This is a genomic window from Sedimenticola hydrogenitrophicus (assembly GCF_025175675.1).
In the GTDB taxonomy this organism is placed as follows: Bacteria; Pseudomonadota; Gammaproteobacteria; order Chromatiales; family Chromatiaceae; genus Sedimenticola; species Sedimenticola hydrogenitrophicus.
The window spans coordinates 48,871-62,093 of the sequence record NZ_JANIOA010000028.1 but is presented as its reverse complement, the minus strand read 5'-3'; the positions used below and the strand labels follow the sequence as shown (position 1 = coordinate 62,093).

The 13,223-nt window shown below is 56.8% G+C and carries 11 protein-coding genes; 7 read left to right on the top strand and 4 right to left on the bottom strand.

Annotated features, from left to right (window positions below; genetic code table 11):
* Positions 1-31 precede the first annotated feature (31 nt).
* From NPX02_RS14960 to NPX02_RS14950, 3 genes are all read right to left on the bottom strand, one after another.
* Entirely contained in the window at positions 32-349 is a 318-nt protein-coding gene (locus NPX02_RS14960; RefSeq protein ID WP_260294566.1) for a CcdB family protein, read from the bottom strand.
* Positions 349-594, bottom strand: a complete 246-nt coding sequence (locus tag NPX02_RS14955; protein ID WP_260294565.1) for a type II toxin-antitoxin system CcdA family antitoxin — start codon at positions 592-594, stop codon at positions 349-351. The genes NPX02_RS14960 and NPX02_RS14955 overlap by 1 nt, the downstream gene beginning before the upstream one ends.
* A gap of 366 nt (positions 595-960) precedes the next feature.
* Positions 961-1,773, bottom strand: coding sequence for a helix-turn-helix transcriptional regulator (locus tag NPX02_RS14950; protein ID WP_260294564.1), 813 nt, complete (start codon positions 1,771-1,773; stop codon positions 961-963).
* A 216-nt stretch (positions 1,774-1,989) separates the two neighbouring features.
* On the opposite strand from NPX02_RS14950, the gene NPX02_RS14945 reads away from it, so the two are divergent.
* From NPX02_RS14945 to NPX02_RS14915, 6 genes are all read left to right on the top strand, one after another.
* Positions 1,990-3,465: an alanine/glycine:cation symporter family protein gene (locus NPX02_RS14945; protein WP_260294563.1), complete on the top strand. Its 1,476-nt coding sequence runs from the start codon at positions 1,990-1,992 to the stop codon at positions 3,463-3,465.
* Positions 3,466-3,782: 317 nt separating this feature from the next.
* A complete protein-coding gene (locus NPX02_RS14940; RefSeq protein ID WP_470423646.1) occupies positions 3,783-5,189 on the top strand; it encodes an aspartate ammonia-lyase in 1,407 nt (468 codons plus the stop codon).
* The gene (gene ansA / locus NPX02_RS14935; protein WP_260294561.1) at positions 5,186-6,199 is read left to right on the top strand and encodes an asparaginase; all 1,014 of its coding nucleotides are present in this window, start codon (positions 5,186-5,188) and stop codon (positions 6,197-6,199) included. The genes NPX02_RS14940 and ansA overlap by 4 nt, the downstream gene beginning before the upstream one ends.
* Before the next feature lie 553 nt (positions 6,200-6,752).
* Positions 6,753-7,553 carry a DUF3050 domain-containing protein gene (locus NPX02_RS14930; RefSeq protein ID WP_260294560.1) on the top strand — a complete coding sequence of 267 codons (801 nt, stop codon included), beginning with the start codon at positions 6,753-6,755 and terminating at the stop codon, positions 7,551-7,553.
* A gap of 854 nt (positions 7,554-8,407) precedes the next feature.
* The gene (locus tag NPX02_RS14920; protein WP_260294559.1) at positions 8,408-9,745 is read left to right on the top strand and encodes a diguanylate cyclase domain-containing protein; all 1,338 of its coding nucleotides are present in this window, start codon (positions 8,408-8,410) and stop codon (positions 9,743-9,745) included.
* Between the two features lie 421 nt (positions 9,746-10,166).
* Positions 10,167-10,832, top strand: coding sequence for an energy-coupling factor ABC transporter permease (locus NPX02_RS14915; protein ID WP_260294558.1), 666 nt, complete (start codon positions 10,167-10,169; stop codon positions 10,830-10,832).
* A gap of 54 nt (positions 10,833-10,886) precedes the next feature.
* On the opposite strand, the gene NPX02_RS14910 is transcribed toward NPX02_RS14915, so the two are convergent.
* Positions 10,887-12,266, bottom strand: a complete 1,380-nt coding sequence (locus tag NPX02_RS14910; protein WP_260294557.1) for a flavin monoamine oxidase family protein — start codon at positions 12,264-12,266, stop codon at positions 10,887-10,889.
* A gap of 129 nt (positions 12,267-12,395) precedes the next feature.
* Here NPX02_RS14910 and NPX02_RS14905 point away from each other — a divergent pair, with 129 nt between their 5' ends.
* Positions 12,396-13,187 (top strand): SDR family oxidoreductase, encoded by a 792-nt coding sequence (locus tag NPX02_RS14905; protein WP_260294556.1) that lies wholly within the window; start codon positions 12,396-12,398, stop codon positions 13,185-13,187.
* Positions 13,188-13,223: the final 36 nt, after the last annotated feature.

Here is a 13,223-nt window from a genome sequence, read left to right as displayed (position 1 = left end):
GGTTGATCAATGCTGCGGCTCAATTGCAACGTCAAATGCCAAAAATGGCGAAGTCCAGTGCGTTCATCAGCTCATCGCGTAAATGAGATAACGAGCCGATGGGCTCTTTGAGTTGCCGCTTGGCAATGGAAGAAATCTGAGGGGTTAGCAATAACAATTTTTCGTCATGAAAAGTAACTTCGGGAGTTAACCCTTTCATGGCGGTATTTTTAAACAATGAGGCCTTGCCTAGGGGAATTACTATCCGGGTCGCTAGTTCTTCGAGGTATGGACTCTGAATATCAACCAGGTACAGGTAATGTTTACGTGTAGTGGTGCTAGGGTTTCTGAATACGTCGAACTGCGTCATCAGAATTCCCGAAACTCATCACCAAAACAACCATGCTCTTCAACGAAGTCGTTGTACGCTCGAATGGCTGCTTTATTCTCAGTGGCCCAATTTTTCGCCTCAGCTTCCGCAAGTTGGCTTTCCAGCGCATGCTCAAGGGTTGCGGAAAGGTTGATTTTAAGAGCCCGGGTTTTCGCTAATAAATCACTGTTTATACTTAGGTTTGTGGGTTTTTTCGGGGCATTTTTATCGAATAAACGGTGCATTTCAGCCTCCAGCAACCAGCAAAGCGCTTATGCGCATGATTATGCGCAGTATAATGCATTTAACACGGCGTTCAACTCGCTCAGCCTTCGGCGCGGCTGAAATACATGGACTGAAAAACACGGGACACCCAGTGCGCCGAGATAAATCGGTAGAAGATTGGAGGTGAAATCCCTCTGCTTGGAAAGGGTTGGCGAAAGTGGCTTTCTCGGCTTCAGCTGCGGGTTGCGGCCCGCAGAACCGGAATGGCTGTTCAGGTTGGGCCGGAATATGCCGTCAATGAACCTGAACTGGCGGCTCAATTTACCTGTTAGACCTGCCATAATATAAGAAAATACTTATGTGACGGGCTGGTTACGCCCTACCTATCAGTGTCGCGCCCGGAAGTGCCACTCGCCTTCGTCGATTCGATTGATGACCGCATGCTTGAAGGATAAATCGATCTCATCCGAGTCCAGTTCGTAGAGGCCGCAGAGGGACAGGGCGCGGTGGGTGTCGACCGAACTGCCCAGGTATTCGTAGACGACCCGCATGCAACTGGGCATACGTTCACCACTCCCGGAAACCCCCAGCTTCAATCCATTGAGGCGCGAAACCCGATTCCTGAAGGAGGGGTAGAGTATTGTTTCGGTGATTTCATGACCGGTCAGGGATTCGTAATCGATCATAAAGATCCGGTCAGTCAGGAAATAGGCGATGCCGAGATAGATACCATGGCAGGGTTTCTCTTTCGGATGCTCCCGAAGGCGCTCGGTGCGCTGGTAATAGATACTATCGCCCTGGCGCACCAAATAGATCAGGGTTCGCAAGATCCTTCCCGGACAAGCCATGGAGAGGTAATACTCGAAATAGTACCCCAGATATCTGTCCATGCCGGCGGTGCCGATCTGTTGCAACCGCCGCAGATGGGGAAATTCCGGCAGCTCGGCTTCCACGAAGCTCGATTTGCGTGGCCGCACCTGGATCAGCCGCTGAAATTGATTGTGCGGCAATAGAATCTCATGTTCTTCAACACCAAAAAAATCGCAAAACCGCAGCATGGTGTGGGCCGAGGGCTTGTAGCGACCGGTGAGGTAACGGTTGAATTGGGGGCGGTTGATGTTGAGTCGGCGACACACCTCCGCGATCGATTTGTAATAGCTGCAAAGCAATCGCAGATTACGGGCAAAATCCTCATTCATGGATCGCTGACGCCTCCTCGCGCTCAATCAACCGAGCCCCATGGTAGTACAACCCGGGAACCCCGCACAGCGATCACCTTTAACAGTTAGATGCTGTGACAGCACCAAACTGCACCAAAACACGCCACTTCGTCAAATTTTTTCACGCCCGGCCAATTGGTTAAATAGCGCTCCTCGTCAATAAAAAGCGATTTCGGTCGCACTTGGAGACTGCATATGCTCGATCTACTCAATGACCTCCTCTGGGGCAAGGTACTCATCGCAGTACTGATTGGTATCGGTATCTGGTTCACCCTGTTCTCTCGATTCGTACAGTTCCGCTATTTCGGCAGCATGTTCCGCATACTGGGGAGCAAACACGCCTTCAAGCGGGACCAGCACGGTCACCTCAGCTCGTTTCAGGCACTGCTGCTTTCCGTAGCCGGTCGCGTCGGCGGCGGCAACATCGCCGGCGTGGCCATCGCCATCACGCTGGGCGGACCCGGCGCCATCTTCTGGATGTGGGTAGTGGGCCTGATGGGCATGGCCACCAGCTACTTCGAGTGCACGCTCGCCCAGCTTTACAAGCGGGCCGAACCGGATGGCACCTACCGCGGCGGACCCGCCTATTACATCGCCCGCGGGCTTGGCAGCAACTGGAAGTGGTTGGCGACGCTCTACTCCATCCTGCTGCTGGTCACCTTCGGTTTTGGTTTTACCGCATTGCAGTCCTACTCCATCGCCACCTCGTTTGAAGACGCCTTCGGCATCTCCGTCTATTACACCGGGACTGCCCTGGCACTGGTCGTGGGCCTGATTATCTTCGGCGGTGTAAAGCGCATCGCCAAGGTCGCGGAAGTGCTGGTGCCGGTCATGGCGCTGGGCTACCTGGCCATCGCGCTGGTGGTGCTCGGGCTCAATATCGACAAATTGCCGGACGTATTCATGTTGATCGTCAAAAGCGCATTCGGCCTGGAACCGGCTATCGGTGGCGGTATCGGCGCCGCCATTCTGATGGGCGTCAAACGCGGCCTGTTTTCCAACGAAGCGGGACTCGGCAGCGCCCCCAACGTGGCGGCCGTGGCCTACGTCCCGCACCCGGCCAATCAGGGTATCGTGCAATCCTTCTCGGTGTTTATCGATACCCTGATCCTCTGCTCCTGTACCGCCTTCATCATCTTGCTGAGCGGTATCTACGACCCCGCCACTATCGGCGATGTGGGCGGCGTCGCGCTGACCCAGATGGCCCTGGCCGACCACGTGGGTGAATGGGGACGGATGTACGTGAGTATTGCGCTGCTGCTATTCGGCTTCAGCACCATCCTCTACAACTACTACCTGGGTGAAAACAGCCTCAACTTCTTCAAGGAGGAGAACCAGACGCTGTTCAACTCTTTCCGGGTCGCCATCATCTGTCTCTGCTCCTTGGGCGCCATCATGGATTTGGGCACCGTCTTCGCCTTTGCCGATGTCACCATGGGGCTGTTGGCCCTGGCCAATCTGACGGCCCTGGCGCTGCTGTTCAAGACCGGCCTGCGGGTAATGAAGGATTACGACCGGCAACGGCAGTCGGGCATTGAACAGCCGCTGTTCGACGCCGCCGCATTCCGTGATCTCGACCTTGACCCCGCGGCCTGGCAGTTGGAGCCGGAGGATCAAATCAACACCACCTACGAGCCCACGGAGGTCTCCCTGGCCACGGCGGAAAACTGAGTTATCCCCTTACTCCCGGAGGGCTATCACCCTTCGGGAGTACGGGATCTGAAACGAATGGCACTTACTTAAGTCAAGAATCACCGTCACCCCGGCGAAGGCCGGGGTCCAGGAAATTCAACAAGTTACTGGATGATTCGCTTCGCTCACCCTTCGGGCCGACTTTCAGTCGTTCAACGCGCTTCGCGCTGTTGTCCGGCATTCGCCGGAATGACGATTTCTGTAGTTTCTGGATAGACACTAAGTAAGCGCCATTCGGATCTGAAAGCAACCTTATCTACTCTCAATATCGGAACCCAACACCAATGAAAATGCGAATGGAACATGATCTTCTGGGCGACATGGAGATCCCCGCCGATGCCTGGTACGGCATTCAGACCCAGCGCGCGCTGGACAATTTTTCCATTACCGGCGTGCCGATCAGCCACTTCCCGCAACTGGTGAATGCACTGGCGATGGTGAAGGCCGCCGCCGCCAGGGCCAATACCGAGCTGGGACTGCTGCGTGCCGCCAAGGCGGATGCCATCGTGGCCGCCTGCGAACAGATCTGCGCGGGCCATCTGCACGATCAGTTTGTGGTGGACTTGATCCAGGGCGGCGCCGGCACCTCCACCAACATGAACGCCAACGAAGTGATCGCCAATCTGGCACTGGAAAAATTGGGTCATCGCAAGGGGGAGTATGCCTATCTGCATCCCAACGATGACGTGAACCGCTCCCAGTCGACCAACGACGCCTACCCCACCGCCGCCAGCCTGGCGATCATCATGGCTGCCGACCCGCTGATCGATACCATTTTCAGCCTGACGCAGGCGTTCGCCGCCAAAGGGACGGAGTTCGCCGACGTGGTGAAGATGGGGCGCACCCAACTGCAGGACGCCGTGCCGATGACCCTGGGCCAGGAGTTCGAGGCGTTTGCCGTCACCCTGAATGAGGATGTGGACCGCCTGCGGGAAGCGTGCACCCTGCTCTCCGAGGTGAACCTGGGGGGCACGGCTATCGGCACCGGCATCAACACCCATCCGCACTACTCGGCGCTGGCGATAGGTCATCTGTCCAAGATTTCCGGCAAACCCCTGACACCGGCCTCCAACCTGGTGGAGGCGACTTCCGATATGGGGGCGTTCGTGCTGTTCTCCGGCATCCTGAGACGCTTTGCGATCAAGCTGGGAAAGATCGCCAACGACCTGCGCCTGCTCTCCAGCGGTCCCCGTACCGGTTTTGGCGAGATCCGCCTGCCGCCCATGCAACCCGGTTCTTCCATCATGCCGGGCAAGGTCAACCCTGTGATTCCGGAGGCGGTCAATCAAAGCGCCTACCAGGTTATCGCCAATGACCTGGCGGTGACCCTGGCCGCGGAGGCCGGCCAGTTGCAGCTCAATGCGATGGAGCCCTTGATCATCTACAACCTGCTCAACTCCATGAAGATGCTGGGGGCCGCCTGTACCATGCTGGAACATCGCTGTATCCGCGGCATTGAGGCGGACGTCGAACGTTGCGCACAACACCTGAACAACAGCATCGGCTGCATTACCGCACTGGTGCCCCATATCGGCTACGCCAATTCGTCGCGCATCGCCGCCCAGGCGTTGCATACCGGCGCCACCGTGCGCGAGCTGGTGCTGGCGGAAGGTTTGCTCGATGAAGCGAAACTGGAGCTATTGCTGAGCCCGCAATCCATGCTGGCACCCCAACCCCAACATTCGCCCATCGGCCTGGCATGAAACCGCGCGTTCTGGTGCTTTACACCGGCGGCACGATCGGCATGCAACCCTCGGATCGGGGCTATGTACCGATCCGGGGATTCGGGCGCCTGATGAAGGAGCATTTGCAGACCCGCGCCAGCCACCAGTTACCCGAGTATGAGCTGATCGAACTTGATGCGCTCATCGACAGCGCCAACCTGGTTCCCTCGGACTGGGGCCGCATCGGTGGCGAGATCGTCGAGCAGTGGGACGCCTACGATGGTTTCGTCATCCTGCATGGCACCGACACCATGGCCTATACCGCCTCGGCCCTGTCGTTTATGTTGCGCGGCATCGATAAGCCGGTCATCGTGACCGGCTCGCAGATCCCACTGACTGAAACACGTAATGATGCCCTCGACAATCTGGTGACCGCGCTGATGCTGGCCGGTCGTGCGGAGATCTCAGAAGTGTGCATCTACTTCGACGGCCGCCTACTGCGCGGCAATCGCAGCACGAAGCTCAAAAGCGCCGGCTTTGACGCTTTCGATTCCCCCAATCACCCCTGGCTGGGGCAAGTCGGTATTCATATCGATCTGAAACGTCACTTGCTGCTGAAGCCTGGCAGACGTGAATTTCTCCTGCCGGCATTCGCTTCCGATGCGGTGAGCGTGGCGCAGATATACCCGGGCATATCCGCCCGGGTTATCGAAAGCCACCTGGAGCCGGACAACGTGCGTGGCTTGATACTACAGACCTATGGCGTGGGCAATGTACCCGATAATAACCCGGCGCTACTTCGGGTACTGGGCCGCGCGGTAGAGCAGGGTAAAGTCATTCTCAACATCTCCCAATGCATCCAGGGAAAAATCGATCAAGGCGTCTACGCCACCGGCGCCAGCCTCAATACGATCGGCGTCGTCCCCGGCGCCGACCTGACATTGGAGGCCGCGTTCACCAAGCTCCACACCCTGCTTGGAGAGGGATTGAACGCAAGCAGGGTTCGTCAAGCCATGAGCGTATCGATTTGTGGGGAGTGCACTTGCTAGCGACGGGTGTCCTGGAATTCCCGCCGGAGTTACCGGCGTTCCTCAATTCGAATGAGTCTTCAGAGCTTGTCATAATATAAGCAAAGTCTTATTATCGTCGGCTTAGCCCAATGGTTGCATTAATTAGTGCCTATCCAGAAACTACAGAAATCGTCATTCCGGCGAATGCCGGAGGAGTGGTGCAGGGACGCACCGTTTACGGACCTGAGGATGGAATCCAGTAACTTGTTGAATCCCCTGGACCCCGGCCTCCGCCGGGGTGACGACAATTTAAATTACGTGCGTTTCTGGATGGACACTAATTAAGGCCTTATGATTTGTTTCAATCCGTCTTTCGCCGGATGAAATAGACCTGTTGCATGGTTTCCTGGAATGCACCGCCGGTGAAGTCTGGCATTGCACCTGCAGGAGCGGCGCCCCGCCGCGATTTCGGCCCGGGGGGGCCTCCTACAGGTCGATTTTTGCAACGATAGGGTTAACACAACCCACAAAATCTCTTTATCAACTGGTACGCGTCGATACGGTGTTGTTTCGATCGCGTTGGAGTCCTTTGATGAGCCTCAAGTCCCCGCAAAACCCAACATGGTTCCCCCTGGAACGTGTTCGCGCCCTGCGCGTCGAATTGGAAAATCACCCGGTCTACGCCCGGGTCCGGGACATGGAGAGTCTGCGCGCCTTCATGGCCCAGCATGTCTTCTCGGTTTGGGATTTCATGTCCCTGCTGAAAGAGTTGCAACACTACCTCGCCCCGTCGCGCTCACCATGGACGCCGGTGAACTTGCTGCCGGACCATGCCCGTTACTGCCGTTTTATCAACGACATTGTCATCGAGGAGGAGTGTGACCAGGGGCTTCCGGGCGTGGATGGCGAGATCACCTACGCCAGCCACTACGAGTTGTACCTGCAGGGGATGAAAGAGGTGGGGGCGGATACCTCCCGCGCCGAAGTCTTCGTCGATCGGGTGCGCCGGGAAGGAATTCGCGATGTACTGCCGGTCGCCGACCTGCCGGAACCGGCACGGGCCTTCATGCACCAGACCTTCGCATTCATCGACAGCCGCCGGCCCCACGTCATCGCTGCCGCCTTTGCCCTGGGGCGGGAGCACATCATCCCGCCGATGTTCCGGGCCCTGATTGCCAGAATGGATATCGGGCCGGGGCAGGCTCCGGCCTTCCACTATTACCTGGAACGCCACATTCATCTCGACGGGGACCACCATGGCCCGTTGTCCCTGGCGCTTCTAGAACAGTTGTGCGGTGACGAACCCGACAGGATCGAGGAGGCGGAGGCCGCGGCGCTGACCGCCATCCAGGCCCGCATCGAGTTCTGGGACGGGGTGATGGCGGTCCTATAATTTGGCAGCCGGTTCCCGACACAGCGAACATCAACCACGGAAAGGCGCATTCTGGCGAAAGCCGAAATGCCGGGCGGGTAAGCGGGTTGAGGCAGACATAAGGGCGCGTGTCTTGAACCGCACTCTCGGCATCGCTGTCCGCTGACACGTCATGCTACCGAACATCTCCCTTTAATCTCCATCGTCAGAAATTGACGTCTTACCTCATTGGCACGGTGCCTGGAGCACCAGGGCCGCACCCCCAGCCGGAGGAGTCTGTCATCCCCATGTGGCCATCTATACTTTGCGTATCGTAAAGACCGAATCCAGAGCATCGTGGGACACGGTTGTCCCGGGAAAATGGGGACGCATTGAATGGCACTGACTTAAGCGTATTCGTATCCAATGTAGGGTGGGTTAGGCGCGTTGTTTGCGCCGTAACCCACCAGCCGTGCCGTCAGGCACACCTTAAACAAACGGGTTGTGTTGCTGCGCAACGCCTGGTGGGTTACGCAAAAAACGCTAACCCACCCTACATTTGAGCTTAAGTCAGTGCCATTCGGGACGCATTTATTTTTCTAAAGCATTACGGAGGTTGCTATGCCAAGGAAGGCAAGAGTATTGATGCCGAATTGCCCGCATCATATTGTACTGAGAGGGCATAATCGAAATGCGGTATAACTAGTGAACCGGGATTACCAATTCTATTTGGAATACTTAAGAGAGCGGAAGATAGAACTGGGTGTAAAGCTGTATGCGTGGTGCTTGATGACCAATCATATTCATAGACCCGAATGGCACTTACTTAAGCTAGGAACCACCGTCATTCCGGCGCATGCCGGAATGACGAAAATCCTGCGATTCGATTTAAGTAAGTGCCATTCTTCATAGACCCCTTTAATATTTGTGCCGATAAAATTACCACGGAGTATGATGCGGTGGCGGACTCTGAACAGCATAAGTTAAGTTATCAGGCCTTGCTGGAAAGCGAAGCCTATTTTCGCCAATTGTTCGAACTACATCATGATGTCATGTTATTGATTGATTACCAATCCGGCATCATCGTTGATGCCAATCCTGCAGCAGCGCAATTTTATGGTTACCCATTGGAGAGCTTGCGTGGTATGAGCGTAAGCCGGATCAATGCACAACAAGAGTCGGAAATCCATCCAATAAGAAAGAGAGCAATTACTGGGGAACAGAATATATTTACCTTTGAACACCGTCTGGCCAATGGATCCGTTCGTACGGTAGAAGCACATATTTCAACTGTGATCGACAAGGGCAAGAGCCTGTTTTTTTCGATCATTCATGACATCACTGAACGTAAGCTGGTCGAGAACGAACTTCGCATCACTACAGCTGCGTTTGAATCTCAGGAAAGCATGGTGATCACCGATGCGAATAGTGTGATCCTGAAGATCAACCGCGCTTTCACGAACACTACTGGTTACACATCAGAGGAAGTCGTTGGCCAAACACCGAATCTGCTTAAATCAGGTCGTCACGATGCGGATTTTTATCGTGAGATGTGGGAGACCCTCAATCGCACTGGAAAATGGCAGGGAGAGATATGGGACCGACGTAAGAATGGTGAGATATATCCCAAGTGGCTTACGATCACCGCCGTCAAAGACGATGATGATGTCATCACCCACTATGTCGGGTTACATCTCGACATCACGGAACGCAAGCAGGCAGAAGAAATAATCAATAACATGGCCTACCATGACCATCTTACAAGACTACCCAACCGGGCACTGTTTTATGACCGCCTGCAACAGGCGATGGCACAGGTACATCGCAATAATAGTCTTATGGCCGTGTTGATGCTGGATCTTGACCACTTCAAACTGATCAATGATGAACTGGGTCATGAGTGGGGTGATCAGGCCCTTGTTGAGGTGGGCAATCGTCTTCTGCAATGCATCCGCGCGACAGATACAGTAGCCCGCCTTGGCGGCGATGAGTTCAGCATCATCCTTGTAGATGTTGCCTCCGAAGAGGTCGTCTGCAAGATGGCGGAAAAAATAATTGCTGCCATTTGGCAGCCTTTCGTTCTGAAAGGCTCTCAGTATAAGATGGGCGTAAGTATAGGCATTTCCCTGGTGTCTCCAGATGATCAGGATATGGAAAGCTGTATAAAAAAGGCCGATACCGCCATGTATCAAGCCAAAGAATCTGGCAGAAACTGCTACCGAATATATGATTAGAGCCACGCCATCGACTGATGTCTTCGACTCAAGGTACTGACCACTGACCTGCATCACCTTGATTGGCGCCTCCTCGATTTTCTTTCACGCAAAAAAACCGCAAAAACCGCGACACCCACAATTTAATTTGGATGGACCCCAATGCCCTTTATCGCAAACAGGCGCCATTTGACCCGCAGTCCATGCGCGCACTCCCGAAAGCATTCAAAGCCATTCCCATCTCCTATGTACTCGATAGGGGAGAGACCTATCCCGACAATACCAAGATGATTTGGCCCTAGAGCTGTAAAAAATTGTAGTAGGCGCAGATAGCGAAAGATTTCGGCTGGTTTATACTATGTAAGACCCTCGCCATTTCGTTAGTAGCGAATTATGGGTGCCCGGGGTTGTGTAAAAGCGGCCATGCTAAAGGATTATCCGCATGCTAGGTGTGGGACTGAACAGCGGTTGGGGATGGTGGTTATGTCTGCTGCTCTACGGCATCGGACTGTTGTTGGCCATGTGGGCCGCACCCTGGCGTAAGCTCCTCTCGCAACGGCTGTTGCAACACCTGTTTCTGGGCGCAACGGTGCTACTGATCGGACTCTGGCAGATGCGGGCGGGCATCTCCCCGGGATTGAGCATTCATATTTTGGGGGCGACACTGGTGGCCTTGATGTTCGGCTGGGCGCTGGCGGTGGTTGCCATGAGTCTGGCGCTGCTGGCGATGGTATTGGTCGGACATCTGGGATGGGATGATTTCCCGGTCAGGGGGCTGCTGATGATCCTGATTCCCGTGTTGGTGAGCTATGGGCACCATTTGCTGATCCGGCGACTGCTGCCAAAAAACTTCTTCGTGTACCTGTTGGGCACTGTTTTTCTGGGGGCTGGCCTGTCGGTGGCGGCGATGGTGCTTGCGACGGTTTTGTTGTACTCGTTGGCCGATGTCTATTCCCTGCAGAAACTCACGCATGAATACCTGGTGTTCCTGCCGTTGATCATGTTATCGGAAGCGATGGTGAACGGAATGCTAATGACAGGGTTGATGGCCAACTATCCCAATTTGATCCGCACCTTTGGCGCCAAAAACTACATCGATGGCCATTAGCCAGGGAGCGTGGGCAGCTCTCCCGTGCCCTGGCCACTCGATATGCCCGATGAACTACGACCGGAGGATCTCGGTGACAGCCGCTTCAGCGGATTGCAGGGCGCCCTCCATCCAACCAGAATAATCGGAGTAGTCCGATCCCGCGAGAACCAGTGGGCCCTCACGCAGCACCGGCGGCGAACCCCGTGATCCTGCGGGAACATAGGTGTAAGCCCCGCCGATCAGCGGATTGGTCACCCAGTCTTCCCCGCGTGTCGTTACCTCTACGGTGCGCAGCAGGGGAAGTTGCTGCCTTAGCAGCCGGTCCATTGCCTGGACACCGCGAAACCGCGCCTCCTGGAGCAACGGAAGTTGCCGGTTGACCGCCGTGGCGTTGAGCACCGCTTTACCGTTCGTGGCTCGCTCCGGAAGTAGCCACGTCATTCTCGGAAATCCGAACCCCATGATGTGCTGGCGGATTCCAAGCGCCGCGAACTCCTGGGCATCCACTTGCGCGTGCACCTTCAATTCATGCGCGATGACCCGCGCGTCACCCCAGCGCGACAGCCACCGTGGTCGCCCCGGCCGGTAGTCCAGGCTCAGTAACGGCCCGAGCGGCAGCGCCAGCACGACCTGATCGGCAACGTGGGCCACGCCACCGGCATCCAGGAGCGTCGCTGTGTTCTCGCCGATCATCACGGTCCTGATTGGCGTGTTGCGTCGGATCGATTGCGCATGTCGTGCGGCCAATGCCTCGGTCAGGCGATCGCTGCCGCCCGCCAGCACCTGCGAGTTTCCTCCGGCGGCCTCACGGCGCACGATGCGCTGGAAGTGCGCGGCGCTGGTTTGCTCCGGGTCAACCGCGGCGAAGGCCCGAACGAACGTTTCCCCGCGTCGCGAAATCCCGAGATCCCGGAGCCACTGCAGGGCGCTTCGGGGATCGTCATCGGCCACCGGGTCGGCATTTTCGGTATACGCCAGGTGCAGGCGGAACGGCCACCGGGTTTTTTCCAGCGGTGACAGGCCCTCGGTCAAATCGGCGGGGAGGTCGGACGGAAGACGGAAACGGACCATGCGGCCGCGGTGGCGGAATACGAGATCCCCTTGGAGGAACGGGTAGTCGATCAGCGGGATTCGCAAGTCGCCGGCGAGCCGACGCACGCGTTGGTGGCTTCGCATGACCTGTTCGCCGCCGGCTTCGGCGCGAAGCCCCGGCTCCAATCCGTCACGTATGGTCAGGATGCGTCCCCCGACGCGCGGCGATGCCTCGAAAAGTACCGCTTGCCGGCCAGCGGCCTTCAGCGCATCGAGCACCGCGAGCCCGGCCAGACCGCCTCCCACAATCAATACCGGCCGCTGAAGCGGCCCGTGGGTTCGTGCGAGCGATTTGCCCGATACCGCGAGTCCCGCGACTGTCTTGAGAAAATCCCTGCGCGATGAGGGTAAAGACTTCATTCAACAATCACCCGGATGACCGTCGTACCCGGTTGTACCGTGCAAGCAACGGAGGCAAAATGCTCGGCAACCCGTATTGCGGCATCGCTTTCGAGGCGATGCCTTACGCAGCCCAAAAGGATACATTGTATGTGCCAGGTCCGGCGACTGTCTATTATCGCGGTTTTGATTGCCTGTTTCTTCCCGGTCGGTGCTCCGATTGCCGCGGAGGAGGCAGACCAACCCGTCGCGGAAGCGAAACATCCCCAACCGACCGTGGTCATTACCGGTGCCAATCGCGGGCTCGGCCTGGAATTCTCGCGCCAATTCGCGGCGGCCGGCGCCACCGTCATCGCAACCGTGCGGCAACCCGAAGCGGCCGAAGATCTGCGCAAGCTGGGGGTCAGGATCGAGCAGCTGGACGTAGCCGATAGCGCGTCCGTGAAACAATTCAGGGAGCGGATCGGCGATCTGCCGGTGGACATCCTGATCAACAACGCGGGCATTGGCAGTTGGCTGTACCGGCTCGAAGAAGTCGATGCCGACGCGCTCGACCGCTATTTTCAAGTCAATACGCTGGGGCCGATGCGCGTGACCCAGGCGCTGCTACCGTCGCTTCGCCGCGGCGATGGCAGGACCATTGTCAACATCACCAGCGATCTCGCCAGCCTCACGCGCAACACGCGGGGGGCGGCGTACGGTTATCGGGAGAGCAAGGCCGCCCTCAACATGTTCACCCGGACGCTGGCCGCGGAGCTCCGGCCCGAGGGATTCATCTGCGTCGTGATAAGTCCGGGCTGGGTCCGCACCGACATGGGTGGCCCGCAGGCGCCGCAAATCCCGAGCGAAACCATCGCCGAGATCATTGGCGTGGTGCGCGGGTTGACGCCCAAGGATTCGGGGAAATTCCTGGATTACCGCGGTGAAGAACTCCCCTGGTGAATTCCCGTCCTCCCGCCAGCCCGCTCGCACGAGAGA